At 68.2% G+C, this 18,404-nt stretch carries 17 protein-coding genes and 2 pseudogenes; 10 read left to right on the top strand and 9 right to left on the bottom strand.

Translation table 11 applies throughout. The annotated features are described in order from the left end of the window. Nucleotides 1–44 precede the first annotated feature (44 nt). A complete protein-coding gene (locus ACIO5E_RS24160; RefSeq protein WP_400671301.1) occupies nucleotides 45–701 on the bottom strand; it encodes a hypothetical protein in 657 nt (218 codons plus the stop codon). Nucleotides 702–802: 101 nt separating this feature from the next. Here ACIO5E_RS24160 and ACIO5E_RS24155 point away from each other — a divergent pair, with 101 nt between their 5' ends. The 3 genes from ACIO5E_RS24155 to ACIO5E_RS24145 all read left to right on the top strand — a co-directional run bounded on the left by ACIO5E_RS24155 (nucleotide 803) and on the right by ACIO5E_RS24145 (nucleotide 2,982). Beyond that, complete coding sequence (locus tag ACIO5E_RS24155) at nucleotides 803–1,615, top strand: DUF4253 domain-containing protein (RefSeq protein ID WP_400671299.1); 813 nt, start codon at nucleotides 803–805, stop codon at nucleotides 1,613–1,615. A 327-nt stretch (nucleotides 1,616–1,942) separates the two neighbouring features. Further along, on the top strand, nucleotides 1,943–2,377 hold the full coding sequence (locus tag ACIO5E_RS24150; protein ID WP_400671296.1) for a hypothetical protein: 435 nt from the start codon (nucleotides 1,943–1,945) through the stop codon (nucleotides 2,375–2,377). A 41-nt stretch (nucleotides 2,378–2,418) separates the two neighbouring features. Further along, the gene (locus tag ACIO5E_RS24145; RefSeq protein WP_400671294.1) at nucleotides 2,419–2,982 is read left to right on the top strand and encodes a GNAT family N-acetyltransferase; all 564 of its coding nucleotides are present in this window, start codon (nucleotides 2,419–2,421) and stop codon (nucleotides 2,980–2,982) included. A 17-nt stretch (nucleotides 2,983–2,999) separates the two neighbouring features. Here ACIO5E_RS24145 and ACIO5E_RS24140 read toward each other — a convergent pair. Beyond that, a pseudogene (locus ACIO5E_RS24140) lies at nucleotides 3,000–3,188 on the bottom strand (LuxR C-terminal-related transcriptional regulator); the annotation flags it as partial. 409 nt (nucleotides 3,189–3,597) lie between these two features. Between ACIO5E_RS24140 and ACIO5E_RS24135 the strand changes: the two are divergent. After that, nucleotides 3,598–3,789 carry a hypothetical protein gene (locus ACIO5E_RS24135; protein WP_400671291.1) on the top strand — a complete coding sequence of 64 codons (192 nt, stop codon included), beginning with the start codon at nucleotides 3,598–3,600 and terminating at the stop codon, nucleotides 3,787–3,789. A gap of 316 nt (nucleotides 3,790–4,105) precedes the next feature. Here ACIO5E_RS24135 and ACIO5E_RS24130 read toward each other — a convergent pair whose 3' ends face one another. Continuing rightward, on the bottom strand, nucleotides 4,106–4,378 hold the full coding sequence (locus ACIO5E_RS24130; RefSeq protein ID WP_280685217.1) for a hypothetical protein: 273 nt from the start codon (nucleotides 4,376–4,378) through the stop codon (nucleotides 4,106–4,108). Between ACIO5E_RS24130 and ACIO5E_RS24125 the strand changes: the two genes are divergently transcribed. Continuing rightward, nucleotides 4,377–4,940: a hypothetical protein gene (locus tag ACIO5E_RS24125; protein WP_400671289.1), complete on the top strand. Its 564-nt coding sequence runs from the start codon at nucleotides 4,377–4,379 to the stop codon at nucleotides 4,938–4,940. The genes ACIO5E_RS24130 and ACIO5E_RS24125 overlap by 2 nt on opposite strands. A 293-nt stretch (nucleotides 4,941–5,233) precedes the next feature. Further along, nucleotides 5,234–5,599, top strand: a complete 366-nt coding sequence (locus tag ACIO5E_RS24120) for a hypothetical protein (RefSeq protein WP_400671286.1) — start codon at nucleotides 5,234–5,236, stop codon at nucleotides 5,597–5,599. 209 nt (nucleotides 5,600–5,808) lie between these two features. On the opposite strand, the gene ACIO5E_RS24115 is transcribed toward ACIO5E_RS24120, so the two are convergent. Both ACIO5E_RS24115 and ACIO5E_RS24110 read right to left on the bottom strand, forming a co-directional pair. Beyond that, nucleotides 5,809–6,276 (bottom strand): hypothetical protein, encoded by a 468-nt coding sequence (locus ACIO5E_RS24115; RefSeq protein WP_400671284.1) that lies wholly within the window; start codon nucleotides 6,274–6,276, stop codon nucleotides 5,809–5,811. Then, complete coding sequence (locus ACIO5E_RS24110; protein WP_400671282.1) at nucleotides 6,273–9,332, bottom strand: hypothetical protein; 3,060 nt, start codon at nucleotides 9,330–9,332, stop codon at nucleotides 6,273–6,275. The genes ACIO5E_RS24115 and ACIO5E_RS24110 overlap by 4 nt, the downstream gene beginning before the upstream one ends. A 420-nt stretch (nucleotides 9,333–9,752) precedes the next feature. On the opposite strand from ACIO5E_RS24110, the gene ACIO5E_RS24105 reads away from it, so the two are divergent. The 3 genes and pseudogenes from ACIO5E_RS24105 to ACIO5E_RS24095 all read left to right on the top strand — a co-directional run bounded on the left by ACIO5E_RS24105 (nucleotide 9,753) and on the right by ACIO5E_RS24095 (nucleotide 12,529). Continuing rightward, nucleotides 9,753–10,121 (top strand): peptidase inhibitor family I36 protein, encoded by a 369-nt coding sequence (locus tag ACIO5E_RS24105; RefSeq protein WP_400671279.1) that lies wholly within the window; start codon nucleotides 9,753–9,755, stop codon nucleotides 10,119–10,121. Between the two features lie 866 nt (nucleotides 10,122–10,987). After that, nucleotides 10,988–11,371 (top strand): hypothetical protein, encoded by a 384-nt coding sequence (locus ACIO5E_RS24100; RefSeq protein WP_400671276.1) that lies wholly within the window; start codon nucleotides 10,988–10,990, stop codon nucleotides 11,369–11,371. A 157-nt stretch (nucleotides 11,372–11,528) separates the two neighbouring features. Continuing rightward, nucleotides 11,529–12,529, top strand: a pseudogene (locus ACIO5E_RS24095) (IS5 family transposase). A gap of 19 nt (nucleotides 12,530–12,548) precedes the next feature. Here ACIO5E_RS24095 and ACIO5E_RS24090 read toward each other — a convergent pair. From ACIO5E_RS24090 to ACIO5E_RS24080, 3 genes are all read right to left on the bottom strand, one after another. Continuing rightward, on the bottom strand, nucleotides 12,549–14,207 hold the full coding sequence (locus ACIO5E_RS24090; RefSeq protein WP_400671274.1) for a hypothetical protein: 1,659 nt from the start codon (nucleotides 14,205–14,207) through the stop codon (nucleotides 12,549–12,551). A gap of 616 nt (nucleotides 14,208–14,823) precedes the next feature. Next, entirely contained in the window at nucleotides 14,824–15,078 is a 255-nt protein-coding gene (locus ACIO5E_RS24085) for a hypothetical protein (protein ID WP_400671272.1), read from the bottom strand. A 223-nt stretch (nucleotides 15,079–15,301) separates the two neighbouring features. Continuing rightward, nucleotides 15,302–15,925 carry an integrase core domain-containing protein gene (locus ACIO5E_RS24080; RefSeq protein ID WP_400671269.1) on the bottom strand — a complete coding sequence of 208 codons (624 nt, stop codon included), beginning with the start codon at nucleotides 15,923–15,925 and terminating at the stop codon, nucleotides 15,302–15,304. Between the two features lie 121 nt (nucleotides 15,926–16,046). Here ACIO5E_RS24080 and ACIO5E_RS24075 point away from each other — a divergent pair, with 121 nt between their 5' ends. Beyond that, complete coding sequence (locus ACIO5E_RS24075; protein WP_400671267.1) at nucleotides 16,047–17,069, top strand: LD-carboxypeptidase; 1,023 nt, start codon at nucleotides 16,047–16,049, stop codon at nucleotides 17,067–17,069. A 246-nt stretch (nucleotides 17,070–17,315) separates the two neighbouring features. On the opposite strand, the gene ACIO5E_RS24070 is transcribed toward ACIO5E_RS24075, so the two are convergent. Continuing rightward, nucleotides 17,316–18,398: an integrase core domain-containing protein gene (locus tag ACIO5E_RS24070; RefSeq protein ID WP_400671265.1), complete on the bottom strand. Its 1,083-nt coding sequence runs from the start codon at nucleotides 18,396–18,398 to the stop codon at nucleotides 17,316–17,318. Nucleotides 18,399–18,404: the final 6 nt, after the last annotated feature.

Raw genomic sequence — 18,404 nt, 5'->3', positions numbered from 1 at the left:
GCACAGGGCCGCTGCCTCTACGGCGCCGCCGGTGGCGCGCCGGGCTACGCCGTGGCGGCGTCGACCGGCCGGGTGGCGCCGCGTTCGGCGGCCGCCAGCGGCTGGACGGTGCCGTCCGGGCCGGGCGGGAGCAGACGCTGGGAACGCGGGCGGGCGCGGCCGCGGCCGGTGCAGTGGACGGTGACCGCGTGGTGGGTGATCTCCCCCCATCCGTCGCCGAGCCCGAACGTCTGTACGTCTGAGGTGGTCAGTGTCAGGACAGCGCCCTCCCAGGGCGCGGGGGTGAGCAGCGTGGTGCCGGTCTCGCGCAAGATCGCCTCCAAGCGGCGAAGTTGGCGGGGTGGGGCGGGGGTGGTGGGCTGGAGGAGCATGATCGGGGTGGCGGGGGCGAGGTCGGCGGCCACCTGTGCCCACTGGGCCACGGGCGTCTCGGCCAGCGCAGTGCGTTCCCATGGGATGCCGTAGGCCTTCGCGGCTGCCGGGCCGAGGCCTCCGAGTCCGATGATGCTCACCCAGTCGTGCCTGGTCACGGCGCCGCCAGCCAGGGCCAGGAGGAGCCCGGCGTCGCCCTGGACGGAGACGACGGCGCCGCGCGGGAGCCGACCGTCGCGCAGGACCGGGGCGAGCGCCGCGTGCGCGGGCCGGGTGGCGGCCTCCACCCGGGCCAGCCGGGCCTCGGGGGACGTCTCCTTCCCTGTCAAGTTGTTCTGTTCAGTTCTTGAGCGCCGAACCTCTACGGTTTCGAAGCTGTCCGAGGCGCACCGGGCCGTCGGGTGTCCGAGCTCATGGCTAGCATCCGCCCATGAACCCTGAGCTCCTGTCCGCCGTCGAGGCTCCACTCCCATCCGGCCGGATGATCACGCCAGACGAAGGCGACGGAGACGTCCAAGCTCTCTGGATGAGCGACGAGCTGGCCACCGCCGAGCTTTGGGCACGGGTTCACGCCGAGCGAACCCGCACGGGCCTGCGGCCACTGCTGCTCGATTCCAGAGACCTCCGCGACAGCGAGTTCAGGCCCTGTGCAAGCGGCGAGTTGTTCCCCGAACGGATGTCCTGCCCGGACACCCACAACCCAGCCGAGCTCCTCAGTGGATGGTGGAAGAACTACACCGTCATCGACGAGGACGACGACATGCTGTCGCCGGAAGACCGGCTGGCCGTCACCGCCCTCTTCGGGCTGGACTGGCCAGGACTCGCCCCAGCTCACCGGCTGGCCATCGACCCGGACACCACAGCCGCGGACTATGCGCAGTACTTCGCCGCCCGGCGACCGCAGTCCCGGCTCGGACTCGTCGCCGCTGACTCAGGCGCCCACGCGCTCACCGCCGCAGGCTGGGACGGGCCGGTCAACTACGACAACGACACCGCCAAGTTCTCCGCCGTCGTCGCCAGCTGGGAACAACGCTTCGGCGCACACGTCGTTGCCGTCGGCCCCGCTACCCTCCACCTGAGCATCGCCGCACCTCCGACATCGGCAGAGGTCGCTCTCCACATCGCGGCCGAGCACTTCGCGTTCTGCCCTGCCAACATCTGGCAGGGACACCACCCGCGCACGCTGTCCGCGTACGCAGAACGCCTAATCGGCAACCGCTGTTGGGAATTCTGGTGGGACTGACCCCCGCGTAATGCCGGGGCGCCCGATTTGCCGTACTCGTGAACACCCCTTGCGAGGCGTCAGATGCGCGTCGACAACCGCGAGCCGAGGCGACAGGATTCGGGGGTGACGAATCTGATCGACATGAGCGAGCGCGAGTACTTCGCCCAGTTCGCCAAACGGACTGGCATGTTCATCGGCCGCACGTCGCTCACTGGCGCGACCGCCTTTAGAACGTGTTGTCTTTCCGGACGTGGGAGGTGGGTTTCTGCTGGTCAGGCGTGAACTCCGTGGTGTCGAGGAAGAGTCGGGCCGTCGCGTTCGTCCGGGATGACGCGGAGGTGGTCGGTGGCGTCGATCATGGGCTTGCTGGAGGATCGGGAGGCGGCTGCGCGGGTTCGGGTCGACGAGCTCCGCGGGGAGGCGGAGCGGGTTCTGGCCGAACTGGCGGATGCCGAAGCCGTGTTGGAACGACGGACCATCGCCATCGCGGAGTTGGCCGAGGCCCTGGCCGCGCCGGAGCCTGGGGCCGAGGAGCCGGTGCGGCCGGTGCCGGTGCCCGTAGTGGTGAAGGTTCCGGTGGCCGGGTGCGTGGTGCCGGTCTGGCGGGAGGGCCTGACCGCGGACGTGCTCGCGCCGGACTATCGGCGGTTGGTGGGCATGCTGGAGGCGGAAGCGGCACATCCTCGCGATCACCGCGTCGCTCGGGCCCGCGAGGCGACGGGCCGCGCCGTGCACAGGGAGTCGGCCGGGCCGGCTGTGCGGGGGTGGGTGGTGCCGTAAATGCGTTGAGGGTCTCAGGTGGTTCGTGAATGATCCGCTGCATGACCATCTATCTGGAGAGCGAGCGCCTGACGCTGCGCCGATTCACTGCTGACGACGCGGACCTGTTGATTGAGTTGGACAGCGATCCGGCGGTGATGCGCTTCCTCTCCGGCGGGGAGGGAACGCCTGCGGAGGTCGTCCGCGAGAGCCATCTGCCGAACATCATCGCCGGCTACGAGAGGTGGGGCGGCGAGCTCGGGTTGTTCGCCGCGTTCGAGAAGGACGGTGGGGCGTTCATCGGCTGGTTCTGCCTGCGACCCGAGAAGGACGGCCCGAAGGACGAGGCCGAGCTCGGGTACCGGCTGCGGCAGGCGGCCTGGGGCAAGGGCTACGCCACCGAGGCCTCGCTGGCCCTGCTGCGCAAGGGGTTCGGCGAGCTCGACCTGCGCATGGTCTGGGCCGCGACGATGGTGCTGAACCGCAGTTCGCGCAACGTCATGGAGAAGGTGGGCATGACGTTCTCCCATCCCCTCCCCACCCCGGACGACATGCTGATGGTCGAGGGCGCCGACCTCGGCGGCGTGCAGTACGAGATCACGAAGGAGCAGTGGGAGCAGCGCTGACCTCCCGCCCTGTCCGGCTATGAGGCGCGGAGGTGGGTGAGGACGGCCAGGACGCGGCGGTTGCCTTCGGTGGGGTCGAGGTCGAGTTCGGTGAAGATGTTGCCGCAGTGCTTCACCACGGAGGCTTCGGTGGTGGAGAGCCGCGCCGCGCTGGCCTGGTTGTTGAGGCCCTCGGCCATGTGGGAGAGGACTTCGCGCTCGTGGGGGTGGGGGGGCGGTCTGGGTGCGGAGGAGGATGCGCACGTCCACTTGCGAGTCAGGGGCGGGCCCCACAGGACGCGGGCGGCCCAGCGGTCTTCCCTGTCAAGTTCAGCGTGTTGGACCTTCGCCAGGGGCTGACGGTCGGCCTGGGCATCGTGGTCAATGTGTTCCAGCACGGCTGAAACACAAAGTGGGTTCTGGCGCATCGGGGCTGACGTCGCTTATCTTCGGAGTACTGATTGAGGGCGTGTCCTCAGGTCTTCCGAACCGGCTATCCGGAACCGGAGGGATTCGCGGGCTCACACCGTCTCAGCCAACTACCGTTTTGGTAGTCGGGCTGAGGCGACATGCCCCGGACCGGCTACCCTCGCAGAAGGATGCCGGCCGTTGAATTCCCGACTCTCCATGCGGGCCTTGCTGGTCGCCCTGGCTCTCACCATGTCCTTGCTGGTCGCGGTCGTTGCCGGCGTGCTGTCGTGGGCAGACGATCGCAACGTCCCGAGCGCGATCCTCTATGGCGGCGGAGCCTTCCTCGCCTGGATGACGCTCTGCGTCACGCTCTGCGCCGCCCTGGGGCTGTTCGAGAGGAACGCCCCGTCGCACTGATCGGCAGCAGAAGGACGCTGATCGGTGGATATGGCCACAAGTGGACATATCCACCGATAGTGCAGACGGGGTTGTCGACTGCACCGACACTTCGACCGAGCGCCTGATGATCGGCTATTCAAGTTTGCAGCTGAGAAGCCGTTGTCTTTCCGAGAGTGACGGGCGTATTTCCGCTGGTCAGGCATAGTGTCGGTGTCTCGGCGGCAGGAACACGGTGTCGTGTCGTGTCGTCTCTTCGGTGAGGTGCCGGGATGCCGTCGGTGATGGGGTTGCTGGAGGAGCGTGAACGGGCTGCTCGGTAGCGGGTGGAGGCCCTTCAGGCCGAGCTGCGTGAGGCGGAGGCCGTGTGGGAGCGGTTCGTGAGGCGGTGCACTTCGGTGAGACGCGGCAGCGCCCTGCCCTTGCCCTTGCTCTTCCCGTTGGCCTGCCCGGGGACGGCGGGATCGCTGGCAGTGGTCAGCAGGCGGGCGTGAAAGCCATCGATGCAGGCGGCTTCGTACCGGCGCAGCCACCAAGTCTCCCGGTCGGGACGGTCCGCCAGGTCGAGAAGGCCCGGACAGACGTCGCAGAGCCGAAGCGTCAACCGCATGAGCCCTGCTCCCGACGAACGCGACCGCATACGGGCCGCGACGGACCGCATCATGGCCGGCACCGCGGAGCGGTCCAACGGTGCCCTGACGATCGTCGCGCTGGCCCAGGAGGCGGGCGTCCCGAGGAACGCCCTCACCCAGCGCCATCCCGATCTGAAGAACGAGTTCTACGAGAAGGTGCGGGAACGGGGCGGGACGCCGGAGGCGGAGACCCGACTTCGCCGACAGATCGTCGAGCTGAAGGAGGCCCGGGCGAGGGACAGGAACGAGATCAAGCAGCTCAAGCTGGACGTCCAGGGCCTTGTCCAGGCCCTCAACCAGTCGACTCTGGAGAACCTCCAGCTGCGGGAAGCCCTGCCCGGCCCGCGGGGCAGGTCCGCGCGCTGTCGCTACGACCCGCTCCTGACCGCACCTGACCGGCCCGAGCCGCGCTGCCGGCCCACTGAAATGCCGTTGCCGATCGCATTGATGGTGGTGTTGAAACCGGTGAAGAGCAGGATGAACGTGATCGGCCCCGGTTCCGGCCGGCACACCAAAGAGGCCAAAAGCTCAACACGCTGAACTTGACAGGGAAAGTGACACCCTCACCAGGTCGCGCGGCGCCTGCGGGTGAGTCTGACGTCGGCTTCCAGCGGCACCAGTTGTGGCGTGAGGGTGGGATCGAGAAGTGCCTGACAAGACCTGGGGCTGATGGCTAACCTCGACATGCTCTCGGCATCGGAGAACCCCTCGAACTGGCGCCGGACTTACCTAGGAACCAGGGCTGGAGGGCGGGCCAGGGCAGCACGGCGCGACTCGGACCACCGCGATCACCGGCATGGGATCGCGGCCACCGCAAGGCACAGGAGATGATCTTGACAGTTCGCAGGAAACTCTCGGCCGTAGCCCTCGCCGGCGGCATCCTGGCCAGCGGCGTGGCGATCGCCACGCCAGCCAGCGCCATCGGCGGCGTCGCGTGCCCCACCCAGAACGCTAACGGCCCCATGAGCCACGGCCTGGAAGTCTGGACCTTTTCCGGCAACTTCTGCTACGCGGGCACCCCCGGAACGGTGTATAACGTCAACCTGACCGGCGTCTACAGGATCTCGGCCGACTGGAATCACGGGACCTTCGACACCAGCGTCGGCCCCATCAGCATCGGGCCGACCGGTACGCGGACTAACGCGGTCAACTTCAACTCCTCTGAGACCGTGTACAGCGTGACGATCCTCAACGGCTAGAGCGGGCCCTGGTGATGGCCTGAGGACGATCCTGGCGCTGCCACGGGCAGCGCCAGGCAGCCCCGCGACCTGATGCGTTGTCCGCTTCCGGCTGCTTCTACCGTTGCGGCATCAGGCGTTCGGGGCCACTTCCGCCGGCTTGACGTCCTGCTCAAACAGCTCGGCCGCCCGCATTCGTGCCGTCTCCCGGCGCAGCCGTCCAGTGGCGGTCAGCCCGCCCCCATTCGCAGATCCCACACACCCTGACGAGCCGAAGTCAGTAAAGGCGGGGTGGGCTGGTTGGGTAGCAGCCGTAGCCGCGGGGTGGTCGCGTCGGCGAGTTGCCTGCGAAGCTGGTGGTTTTCACTCTGAGAGAGGTGCAGGGCCCTGACCAGCGCCTCGCTGTCCGCTCGCAGCTGCTTGTTCTCCTGCTCGGTCGCGGCCCGCAGCTCCTTGACCTTGACGAGCTGGGCTCGCAGGCGTTTCTCGGAGTCGGGCATTTCGCCGCGTGCGCGGACTCGGTCATAGAACTCGTTCTTGAGGTCGAGGTGCCGTTGCGTCAGGGCGTTTCGGGGAACTTCGGCCTCGGCTGCGAGGGCGACGATGGTCAGTGCGCCGTTCGAGCGCTCTGGCGTCCCGTTAAGGATGCGCTCCGTCGCGGCGCGGATGCGCTCGCGCTCGTCTGGTGCCGGGCTCATGAGCTGGTCTCCTGGCTGGTGAGGCGGGTGCGGTAGTGCTGTTCGGCGAGGTCGCGCAGGGTCGCCGCGCGCCCCCGGAGCCTGTCGCGGAGCGGTTCCGGCGTGAGCTCGGAGGCGGCATTCTTCTCCAGGCCGTCGGCCTGCGTGGTGAGTTGCTCGGCATGGTGATCGGTGCGCGCGATGTTCGTGCAGGTGGGAACGCACCGGTTCAGGGTGGGGGTGTCCCCGAGGCCGAGCCGATGGCAGAGGGCCTTGTCCGGGTTGTAGACACACATCAGGTATGCATGTGGATTGTCATGAACCGATAGAGATCGGTTGTGGAGGATGGCTTCGGCCTGGCGAGCCGTGCGAATGGAACCGGGGAAGGCGGGCGCCTGGGCAGCGGCGTGAATCGCCCGTCGCGCGGCCGGACCGGAGAGGCCCACGCCCGCGCCGAGATCGTCGTGCAGGGTGACGAACGTGTCGGCGGTGGCCCGGGCCGTCTCGATGTCGAGGAGGTCATGGATGCCGTCGCGGCTTCGGGAGGCGTAGTTGCCACTGATGGCGGTGCGCATGTGGCCGTACTGAACCGCGAGCGCAACAAGCCCGCCCGGACGGCGAGCGATGTGCCAGGCCAATGCCCGGCGGAACCGTTCGGTGCCGATCGCCCCGTGCGGATCGTCCGGGACCACCTCCTCTGGCCGTCCAGTCCGGATGGCCAGGTCGGACGCCCAGGCGGCGAAGGCCTCAACCCGGTCGAACATCGTCGACCGGGTCAGGGCGCCTTTGAGTGGCCGGTGCGCGGGGTAGTCATGGGCGGTCGCGCCGAACAGCAGGCTGTCCGCTGGCACCACCTGCTCCAGGACCTGGATGGCATTCCTGGCCGGTGGGATCGCGACCCAGGGAACCCCGCGCATCTGCCCCTGGGACAGGTGGTTGCCCTCCTCGTCGCGGGCGGTCTTGAAGGTGTGGCCATAGATCAGCGGACGCCCGTCGCCCGGGTCCGGGCAGCAGCCCGTTCGCAGGCCGAGCGTCTCTCCGGGCCGCTGCCCGGTGAGATAGGACAGGACGATGAAGCAGGCGGTGCCGAGGTGCCGCATCAGGCCGGTCGCTTCGTGGTAGTCGATCGCCTCGGTCCAGGGGCGGCCGTCGATGCGCCCGCGAATCGGCGTGGGCAGCGGGCAGGGCCCCGGGTTCTGGTCGCGGTAGCGCCTCCACTTTGGGAGTTGGCACTGGTTGGAGATCTGCATCGGCGAAGCGCCGGTGAGTCCGGCGATGTAGTAGCTCGCGACCGCCGGCTGGCCGGCCAGCCGTTTCGTGGGCAGCGGTTCTCCTCGGGCGACGAGGCCTGCGAGGTAGTCGTGCAAGGCCGCGAGGGTTGCGGGCGTGCCGACAGCCTGCCGGGCGCGGGCATGGAGCCGGCGGTTGTGTTCCCAGGCGGCGAGGATGTCGGGGGCGAAGTCGTCGACGACGCGAAGAGCCCAGATCAGCAGCGGTCCCATGGTGTCAGGGCTGATCGGCTCGGTGACGTTCTCGCCGCCCGCGGCCGCAGCCGGGAGGTAGTCGTCGATGCCTTCACTGCTCCAGGGCGGTTCGCAGATGCCAAGCGGACGGGAGCTGATCCCGTCGAAGATCCAGAGCCGGGTCAGGGCGATCAGATGATGCTGGACGGTGTTGCGGGCAAGGCCGCGCTCGCCGATGAGGTAGTCGCTGTAGTTGCGGAACAAGGCCGGCGAGCAGGCAGCGAGCGAGGAGATCCCTTGCTTCTCCGCCCAGTTGGAGAAGTCCGCCCAGGTGCGGAAGGTCCCGTAGATGGCCCTGGCGCTCTGGCGCGTGCGCCAGGAGGGACGCCGCCCAACCAGGTAGCTGTCGGGCACCGAATGATTGATCAACATGTAGGTGAGGAGGCGAAGTTCATCTCCCCGGCGGCGCTTCTCCAGCTCGATCCGATAGACCGGGGCCGAGCCCTCTCCCGAGTCGGGGGTGGCCCGCGGGACGGGCAGCTCGGCAACGGTGACGGAGTTCAGCCCGTGGTCGAGCACCAGCAGCACGGCCAGCGCGACCGCTTCCGCCCGGGCCAGAATGAAGTAGGTCATCCGCTCGGCGACGGTGGCCTCGCCCAACGGCGTCTGGCCAACGACGCCGTCCTGGTCGCACCAGTGCAGCATCGGCCGCAACCGCCCGCTCCGATGCGTGATCATCCTCCACTCGGACAGCAACTCGTAGCGGCCCCGGGCCTGGGCTCGCCGCACCGCCTCCGCTCGCGAGGACTCCACGTAGCCCTCGACGTCGCCCACCACCACGGCGGAGGCGTAGAACGTGCGGGCCTTCTTCGACTTGGTCACCACCCGGGCCAGCCGGCCGCAGTAGTAGCGTCCGCCGTCCAGCCTGGTGCTGGGGACCTCGAACGTCAGCAGCGAGGCCGCCTCCGTCAGCCGCATGCCCGACGACAACAGCAGGTCGGCAAACGCGGCGTTGCGGTCCTCAAGACGTCCCACCCACTGCGGATGCGGCCGCCCCTCCGCCGTGCGCCTGCGAAGTCCGACGTTCACCCACAGGCGGAACGCTCGCGGCGTCAGCCGTCGAACGTTGCTCGTCTTCGCGTGCTTGGCCCGGGCCTCCGGCACCGACACGAGCTCGCCGTACCTGTTCAGCGCGGGCCGCATCGCGATCGGGTTCACCACGATGAACCCGCGGTCGGCAGCCCAGCCGTAGAGCCGGGTCAGAGCCGCAAGCCCCCGGTTCCAGCGGGCGCCGCCCACCCGTCGGGGGTTCCTGGGCGACCGGGTCCGCCAGTCCTCGAAATCCCACAGGTCATCGGCCGTCGCCATGCTCCAGTTCTTGCCGCGTGCCCATAGAAAGTCGAAGAACACGCAGTAGTCGTTCGCGTAGTTCCGCTTGGTCTCGGGCTCAAGACGCGCGAACGAAGAACGGCACAGGTACAGGCTCAGAACCTCGTCGATCCGGTAGTCCGGCGACAACAGAATCGGGTCTCCTGGGTGAATCCCTGACCGCTCTTCCCGCTCGGCCAGGTCCTCCCAGCCCTCCAGGACAGGAACTCGGTCGGTCACCACCATCCGGTTCCTGGGCACCCAGAACGTACGCCAGCCTGGCACTCAACACCCCTGTCGGATTGGCTTCAACACGCTGATCCAATAGGGAAGACATCTGCTGGAAGGGGGCGCCAGGCTGTGACGATCGCGGGTACCCAGTGGTTGCCCATGCGGATTTCGGCGAGCAGCCAGACGGTGCGCTCGCGGTCGGCGGCGGAGTCTCGACATCGGCCGGTGTTGCGCGGCGGGCGTCCTGCCAGTGCCCGATGGCGCCGGGTGGCGCGGGGCGGTGGGGCTGGTAGGTCGATACTCTCCATAGGGTCGTACATGTGTTCGAAGTGGTCAAACATCAGATGCGCCCTTCACTCCTCGGGGGGATGGGCGGCGCCTGGCCTGATCCGGAACGATGCCTGGAAAGATCGCAGTCGAACTCTGGGAGATGTTGTGCCTGCCACGTCCGTGATGCGTCGGGGTGCCGTCCTGGCGGCAGCCCTCGTGCTCCTCGCCGCTCCTGCCGCGGCCGCCGTTTCGGATCGCGGCGCTGCCGAGCCCTGCGCCATCGAGCACTTCTGTCTGTACGAGCGCGGCGAGCAGGAGGGAGCCATGGCCTCCTACACGAAGGGCACCCACGACACCGCGCTGCAGAAGCTCCCCAAGGGTGGCTGGTCGGCGTGGAATCGTACGAGTGAGTACTGGTGCTTGTGGACCAAGCCGGACTACGAGGGCAGCAAGCATCGCCTGAATCCCGGCGACAAGTTCGGCTTCGGGCCGGCGATCAGGTCGCTTCTGCCGTCGAGTGACTTCAGGTGCTGAACTGCTGGCCAGTGCTGTGACGGGTAGTTGCAGTGACCCGGTTGCGGCGGCCCCTCAACGCTCAACGAGCCCGAGTGGCCGTCTCGCAGCGCGCGGTCTCCGCAGGCTCGGCCGGGTTGCCGGTTCAGGCGGCGCACGAAGTAGCTCTCCGCACCGACGGCGAGGACGTGCAGGTGGGTACCCGGCTGAGCTGTGTCCTCCAGGACGTCACCGTTGCGGTAGCGGGGTTCGGATTCGTTCACTCCTCCATCGCCACGCCGATCTCCGGCTAAGTGCGCGGCGGCTCGTCGAGCGGGCCCTGGTTCTTCCAGCGCCCGGTGCGGAGCTTCGCGGTCTTCGGGTAGCTGCTGGACACGAGGGGGGCCGGCCAAGGCCTGTCGCCGACGGGCTGGGGCCTGCCAGGATGCCGAGCATGCGACTCAAGCCCCTGTGCTCCCCGGAGCAGGCCGAGACCGGCCTCTCCTACGCGCTCGCCCTGCTGCCCAACGCCCGTAGCTCCGGGAACCCCGGGTTCACCCCGCTCCATACCTACCTGGCGGCCGTCGACAACGCCCTGCCTCACCTGGAATCGTTCGGCGAGCCGAACCTGGTCGCGCACCTGCAGTCTGCCGGCCCAGGTAACCACGGACGGCTCCGGCTCCGGCCGGCCGCTGCTCGACGCGTTCTCGTCAGCGGCGGGTCGTCCCGGAGCCGGCGGGCGCACGCCGGCCCCGGGCCGTTCGGCCGTACCTGTTGGCCACGCGAGGAGTTCAGCGGAACCCCGGCCGGCCCGCCACGGTGCTCGGTACGCTCGGCACGGCCCCGGGGCCAGGCGACCATCCCACCGTCCGAAGGAGACGACGATCGTCATCACCAACGAAGAGGCGATGCTTAACCCCAACCTCTCGCCGCGTGCGCGCCTGCTGTACGCCGTACTGGCGGCGAAAGCACCGAACTCCTTCAAACACGATGCCCCCGAGCCCGACCTGATGACGGACGTGGCGGAGCTCGTCGGCCTGGCCACCGGCGACGGCTTGGCACCCCTGATGGACGAGCTCCTCGACTACGGCATCGTCAGCCGCTTCACCCACCACGGCGCCTCGCAGCCATCGGTGCGCGTGCACGTGAAGCCGTTGTCCCTGGGCGACCCCGGCCGGTCATGCCGTCCCTGCTTCGCGTGCTCGGAGTGCGCATGCGAGGAGCACTTCCGGCTGCCGTTCCCCGCCGACGTGCTGTGCGACGCCTGCTCACCACGGAAACCAGTGACCTGATGACGAACTTCGCTCGCCGGGCCCTCGCCGCGCTTCGGACAGGAGTCGGCAGTGCCAACGCCGAGCGCAGACGGCGTACCCTAGGGCGGGTGTCGGGTCGCGATCAATCTGTGGGAATCGCCCTCACGGTGAGGCCTGATCGGGTAGATCATGTCGCGTGACGCGAGTGCAACTGACGGATGCGGAATGGGAGTTCATCGAGCCGTACCTGCCGATCGGCGAGTACGGCCCGTACCCGGAGTGACTGCGGCAGCAGTTCGAGGGCGTGATCTGGCGGTTGAAGACCGGAGGGTAGTGGCGGGAGATGCCGGCGGAGTTCGGCGCGTGGTCGACCGTCTCCAATCGGTTCCGGCAATGGCGTGACGCGGGCGTCTTCGAAGCCCTGTTGGAGGGCGCGATCGCGGAGGCCGCGAGGCGGGGCGAGGTGGACTTGTCCCTGGTCAGCGTGGATTCCACCACCGTTCGGGCCCACCACGATGCCGCCGGGATGCACCTGGGCTCCGACGCCCTGGCCCTGGAGAAGGCCGCCGACGAGGCGGAGAAGGCCCGGCAAAAAGGGGAGGTCCGGAAGAACAAGACGGACAGGACACCGCAGATGACCCAGAACGCGAAGAACGACGACGTGCCCGGCGGCGGCGCGAGCTCTGCTTGAAGGCCGCACTGCTCGGACGCTTCAGAGGCGGGCGGACCAGCAAGATCCATGTCGCCGGTGAGCGGAAGTGCCGACCGCTGGTGTTGATGATGACCGAGGGGCAGGCCGTTGACAGCCCGCAGTTCATCCCCGTGCTCAAGAAATTACGGGTCCGCGGGCCGGTCGGTCGTCCCCGTACCCGGCCCGACGCGGTCGTCGGGGACAAGGCCTACTCGTCCCGCGGCAACCGCGCCCACCTGCGACGGCGCAAGGTCAAGGCTGTCATCCCGGAGAAGAAGGACCAGGCCGTCAACCGGGCGAGGAAGGGCAGCCGTGGCGGCCGGCCCGTCAGCCACGACGCCGACCTCTACAAAGAGCGCAACACTGTCGAACGCCTGATCGACAAGCTGAAGGCCTGGCGAGGCATCGCCACCCGCTACGACAAGACGTCCGCCAGCTACCTCGCCGGCCTCCATCTCCGCGGCGCGATGGTCTGGATCAAAGACCTCAACAGGATCACCCCTTGATCGCGACCAAATACGCTCCCTAGTTCCCGGACCGCGGCGGCCACTCGTAAGGGGGCAGCCTGCGGTGCACGGGGCGTTCGTTCACCGTTTGCGATTCCTTATACGAGGCATATCGAATCCTTCCGAAGGAAACCTCTCCGTCCCGGTGCACGTCCACCCCCTCGTTCGGGAAGGAGATCCATCCCGCTCCGGCCTGGGGCCCCGACACCCAGGGGGTGACCACGCTGCGAACGTTGGTCTCGCCGGCGACCACAGTGCCCCTCTTCTTCTCGGGGTCGGTGATCTTCACGCCCGTTTCGGTGAAGGCGATGCGGCTCTTCTTCCCGTCCGGTCCCTCTGCCCAATGTGTGGTCACGCTGTTCAGGTCGGCCCTGTCGGCCCAGACGGTTCCCCAGGCCCTTCCCTGGCCGTGGAACACGTTCAGTCCGGACTGCGGGAACTCGATCCACCCGTCGCTGTCGCTCGGCCCCTGCACCCATGCGGTCTTCACACCGTTCACGTCAGCCCTGTCGGCCGAGACGGTCCCCCGGTCCTGCTTGCCCTCCTTGTGCACGTCCACTCCGGCTTGTGGGAAGTCGATCCATCCGTCGCTGGGGTTGCTGCCGTGCACTGACCTGGTGTTCACGCGGTCCACCTCGGCCTTGTCGGCCGAGAGGGTGCCCAGCTGCGTCGAGCCGCCCTGATGGACCGCCACTCCTGATTGCGGGAAGTCGATCCATCCGTCGCTGGAGTTGCTGCCGTGCACCGTCCTGGTGTTCACGCGTTCCGCGTCGACCCTGTCGGCCAGGATGGCTCCCAGGGCGCCGGTCCCGTTGTGGATCTCCACCCCGGCCGCGGAGAAGGTGACACGGCTCCTGCTCGGCGCCTGCTCGACCCACGGAGTGCGCGTCCCGCTGTCGAACTCGGGGACGAGTGCGTGGACCGTGGTGGTGAGGAAGTACCCCTGGTGCTGCTGTGCGGCGGTGGTCGTCCCGGCGATGAGGGTGTAGGTGGTGCCTCGCCTCGGCGCGGAGGGGGGTGACCAGGTGTAGGGCTGCTGGGTCACCCGCGGTGCTTGGGCCGCCGGCTGGACGAGCACCTCGTTCCCCTGCGGATCGCGGATCCAGTAGTCGAGGTTGTCCGGCCCCTCCCACGTCAGCACGACGTTCTGGCTCGCGTCCACGTCCACCAGGGAGTTCTTCTCCGGGCGGAAGTTGCGTGGGATCTTCGGAGCCTGCTTCACCAGCCCGAGAGTGGTGGTGAAGTTCGCCCGCCGAATGGGGATGTTGTTGTCGCCGCCGCCGGAGCGCTCGTGGATCTTCAGGCGGACCAGCCCCGCCATGTCGGAAACCGGTATGTTCTCCAGTTTCAGGACCAGCGACTCCTCCTCAGGCAGGGTCAGTCTCCCCCCGGAGGGGTCATGCACCCGGAAGCGGCCGAGCGTACCGTCCCAGTCGAAGGTCGGCTCCGGCTCCCGGTTGACCTTGTAGTCCTTTTCGATGCTCGCGCTGATTGCCGTGGGGGTACCCGTCAGGTCGTGGGGGCCGCTGCCGACCGGTATCTCCACATCGATGAAATCCCACCGCACCTCGGACTGGTGGGTGTTGGAGACGATCACGTACACCGTTCCCACGGACGGTGCCCCGGGCTGCGACGCCAAGAGCGAGGTCGGATCGGTGAGGATGGCGTAGTTCAGCAAGGACGGCACGGTCAGGACTCCCTACTTCGGCGCTTCACACGATGCGGGCAGAAGACGCGCAGTTGAGGCTCGACGCTGGCAGGTGCTGGGTCAGTGCGGTGGCAGAGGTTCAAGCGGGCCCCGCAGCGGGTTCAGGGGCAGGCGTACGTCGCCGGTGACCGTCGGTATGGTTCGTTCGTCAGTCGTCGCGGCTCGTCGGAGCCGGTGCAGGTGCCCTAAGGGCTTCGACGCCGGCTCCCGCCAGCGCCTCAGCAGGAGCTCATGAGCTCCGCGCCGCATTGATGCCCCTTCCGCCTGTGCGAACTCTTCAAGCGGCATCTCGGCCGGGCGTGTCATCTCCCATGGCCGTGCTGCCACTCGGGGCAGCACCAACAGAATCGTCCCAGCGGGCGGTCCAGGAACCACGATTCTGCATAACTGGCCCGAACAGAGCCCCCGGCGGCTGAAACCGAAGCCGGCCTGGAACTCCCACGCGATCGCGTCGATCATCTGGGGGTGGACGCAGGTCGCTGCGATGGTGAGGACCGCTCGACTTCGGCATGGGGCGCCGTTTGCGGCGGGGGGCAGCGCCGTTGGCAGTACCTGGTGTCGCGGGTCGGGCCCGACCCGCCCGCGCTCAGTCGTCGAGTTCGGCCAGCCAGTTCAGTGCCCGGATGCCGGGCAGGAAGAGGTACTCGCCGCCTTTGGTGATCACGAAGCGGGGTGGCTGCTGCAGTCGTCGACGGACGGGGTGCTGCGGGATGGTGAACACCCCGGTCCCGTCGTTGGCTCCCACCAGTGGATCTTTTTCGGTGCCGAGGCCGGTGAAGTTGCCGTCGTTGATCCACTGGGACGTGATGACCTCGTACTGCCGTGCGAGGTCGGTGCCCATGAAGATGAACACGATGCCGCGGTCGGCCCCGTTGTCCTCCAGCTCCCCTTCGGGGAGCTCCGGGCCGTAGGTGGCGGCTCGGTGCAGGGCGCGGTGGATGCTCGGGTCGACGAGTTCGCCGTCAGGGAGTCGCGGGGGTTGGCACGCCGAATGTGGGAGCCGAGGGGGCAGCGCAGACCGCGCGGATCTTCCTGGTGGTGTCCGTGCCGAAAACCCTGTCGCCCTATGCGACCTGCGCGTATTCGTGGATGAGACCGCCGAGGCGGTCGCGCCGGATGACACGCGATTGGTCATCGGCGGCGGGCGGTTCAGGCGTGCCGACAGCGTCGGGGCAGCGTTGTCCGAGTGATCGGTGCGGCCGGTGTTCGTTGTGGTGGGCCGCGTACTCGTCGACGACGAGGCGCAGGTGCCGTTCGCCGGTGATCAGGACGCGGCCGGTGGCCTCGCGCCTGCAGGATCCGACCCAACGTTCGGCGATCGCGTTCATCCGGGGCACGCCGGGCAGGATTGGCACCACTTGGGCGCCGATGGCGTTGAAGACCGCGTCGAAGGCCTCGGTGAAGTAGCCGGCGTTGTCCCGGATCAGGTACCGGATGGCGGCTGTGAGCGTGTCGTCCAGGGTCATCAGGAGGTTGCGGGCCTGCTGGGTCGCCCATTCGGAGGTGACGTTGCGGGTGACGCCGGCGATGTGTACCCGCCGGGTGCCGTGTTCGATGAGCCTTCGCCATCTTCGAATGTGCTGGTCGGAGGCGCTGGCGTTGCGCTCGGTCGGGGTGGTCGCGCTGGTCGTAGGCAAGAGTCTGCGATCTTGATCATCCGTCATCGGCTGACTTCGGTGGGCGCTCACGTAATTCCCCCCGGGGCTGGCTCACGTAGTGGGACCAGCCGGGGGCGTGCAGGCCAGGCCTGCCGGACGGTCGATCGGTAAATGTGTCGCGTGTTGATGCGGGTGTCGGGATACTGCGTCGGTGACCGGTTCTGCACTGCCTCAACTGCTTCGACCTGGTGCCCTGAGGCCCGGAGATCTCGTCGTTATCGCATCGCTGTCCGGTCCGCTCCATGCCGTTTACGAGCGCGACCTCGAGCAGGCGGTGGTTGTGCTCGAGCGGATGGGATTCCGCGTGCGTCGGGCACCGTTACTCGAAGCAGGGCGGCACCACTGGTGGAGCGCGGCCGCGCCGGCGGAGATCGCCGGGGAGTTCAACGCTCTGCTACGTGATCCCGAGGTGCGCGCGATCATTGCGCATGACGGCGGCCAGACGGTGCTCGGTTACCTCGACCTGATCGACGTCGAGGCGATCGCGGCCGACCCCAAGCCGATCCTCGGCTACAGCGACATCTCGCTGCTGCATCTGGTGCTCTATGCGCGCACGGGTCTGGTCGGGTTCCATGCCGACTTGGCCACCCCTGGACTCGGCGGGCACTGGCAGACCGCGCCCGCACTACGCCAAGCGGAACTCGCCACGCTCTACGGCAAGTTGCTGACCGGTACCGAGGCGATCGGTGCGCTCCCGGCCACCCCGTCCTGGGAGTGCTGGCGTCCCGGTCTCGCCGAAGGCCGGCTGATCGGCGGGGTGATCAATCGCATCGTGCTGGCGCAGGCGACGCGTTTTGCGCTGCCGCTCGACTGGTTCGACGGCGCGGTGCTGTTCTGGGAGGAGATGGGTGGCCACGCATCGCATGTGTGGAGCTATCTACAGGTGCTGCGGCACTGCGGCATCCTCGATCGGATCTCCGGCATGGTCGTGGGCATTCCGCGCGAGATCGGCGGGCTCGACTCGTCCGACGCGTCCCCGACCCTGCCCGAGATCGTGCTCGACGTCCTCGGCGACCGTGACATCCCGGTCCTGGGCAACGTCGAGTTCGGACACGCCGGCCCGAATCTGCCGATGCCGGTCGGCATCCGCGTCGCCCTCGATGCGCAGCAGCGGAGTTTGTCGCTGCTCGAACCGGCGGTACGGTCGCTCGTGGCGACCGGACCGGCTGGCTGAGCAGCTCGGATCAGTGAGCCTTCGCCATCTTCGAAGGTGGCCCTGGCCACCGCAGGATGGCATGCGGAGGAGGCACCGTACTACTCGGGGAAGCAGGGCGGGTTGGTCGGGGCGTTGGCCTACGCGCACCAACCGCCCGACGGCGCAGACCCGTCGCAGGCCGCGCGGCCGAATGTGGCAAGCGTGAGGTATGCCGACTTGCAGCTCACCCGCAGCCTGTGGGGCTCGGAAAGTCATCGCTGCTGGTCAAGCCGCGTATCGGTACTCGTTGATGACGCCGCCGAGGATGCGGGTACGCAGGAGTTTTCGGCCCTCGAGGTCGTGTGCGGTGGGCTGCTCGTGGGCGCCGGGCGGTAGCTGGTTGCGTGCCCGGTGGGGGCGGGGTGCGTTGTAGTGCTGCTGGTCGGCGGTCAGGACCTGCCGGGCGTGGGCCTCGTTCATGATGAGGACATGATCGAGGGCCTCGCGCCGGATGCTCCCGATCACTCGCTCGCAGTGGGCGTTCATCTGGGGAGTTCGCGGCGCACTCTTGAGGATCTCCATCTCCTCGGCCTCAAAAACGGCGTCGAAGGACTGGCCGTACTTGCCGTCCCGGTCGCGCAGCAGGAAGCGTAGGGACTCCGCGTGGGAGCCGAGGTCGGCTGCCAGGTTCCGGGCCCGCTGTGCTGCCCAGTCTCGGGTTGGGTGGGCGGTGACGCCGGTGATGTGCAGGCGTCGGGTGCCGTGTTCGAGGAACGCCAGCGCGTACAGCCGCTGGCCGCGCACGGTGTCCAGATGGAGGAAGTCCGCCGCGAGGATGCCCTCGGCCTGGTTCGTGAGGAACTCGCGCCAGGTCGGGCCGGTGCGACGCGGGGCTGGGTCGATGCCGGGGGCATGGAGGATCTCCCACACCGTGGAGGAGGCGATCGGGTGCCCGAGACGGGCCAGCTCGCCCTGGATCCGCTTGTGGCCCCACCTCGCGTTCTCCCGAGCCAGTCGTAGCACAAGGTTCTTGAGCGCGGCTCTGGTCGGCGGTCGCCCGGTGCGGGCGCGCCGCGTGCTGTCGTCCGACTTCGCCGCGATGAGTCGGCGGTGCCAAGACAGCAGCGTGCCGGGGGTGACCGGGAAGACTGCCCGCCAACGGTGACGGGGTATCAGGCTGGAGAGCGCTGCCAGCCAGAACCGATCCGCGGACTCGTAGCGGAGCGGGCCGGATATCTGGCGGCGCAGCACAGCGTTCTCGTGCCGGAGCACGAGCAGCTCCGCGTCTTTGGCGGTGTCGCGGCGCAGCAGCACCCCGGGTACGGACAACAGCTTGCGGGCCACCTTGTACACCAGCGAAACGATCACGCGGAC

This window comes from Kitasatospora sp. NPDC087314 (assembly GCF_044744365.1).
GTDB lineage: Bacteria > Actinomycetota > Actinomycetes > Streptomycetales > Streptomycetaceae > Kitasatospora.
This window is presented reverse-complemented; position numbering and strand designations above follow the sequence as displayed.

Bases quoted from the DNA above. Each gene is read 5' to 3' on its own strand.
- ACIO5E_RS24085 (WP_400671272.1), bottom strand. From the start codon at position 15,078: ATGGGCACCGACCTCGCACGGCAGTACGAGGTCATCACGTCCCAGTGG.
- ACIO5E_RS24115 (WP_400671284.1), bottom strand. From the start codon at position 6,276: ATGAGCCCGGCACCAGACGAGCGCGAGCGCATCCGCGCCGCGACGGAG.
- ACIO5E_RS24145 (WP_400671294.1), top strand. From the start codon at position 2,419: ATGACCATCTATCTGGAGAGCGAGCGCCTGACGCTGCGCCGATTCACT.
- ACIO5E_RS24155 (WP_400671299.1), top strand. From the start codon at position 803: ATGAACCCTGAGCTCCTGTCCGCCGTCGAGGCTCCACTCCCATCCGGC.
- ACIO5E_RS24110 (WP_400671282.1), bottom strand. From the start codon at position 9,332: ATGGTGGTGACCGACCGAGTTCCTGTCCTGGAGGGCTGGGAGGACCTG.
- ACIO5E_RS24130 (WP_280685217.1), bottom strand. From the start codon at position 4,378: ATGCGGTTGACGCTTCGGCTCTGCGACGTCTGTCCGGGCCTTCTCGAC.
- ACIO5E_RS24100 (WP_400671276.1), top strand. From the start codon at position 10,988: ATGCTTAACCCCAACCTCTCGCCGCGTGCGCGCCTGCTGTACGCCGTA.
- ACIO5E_RS24125 (WP_400671289.1), top strand. From the start codon at position 4,377: ATGAGCCCTGCTCCCGACGAACGCGACCGCATACGGGCCGCGACGGAC.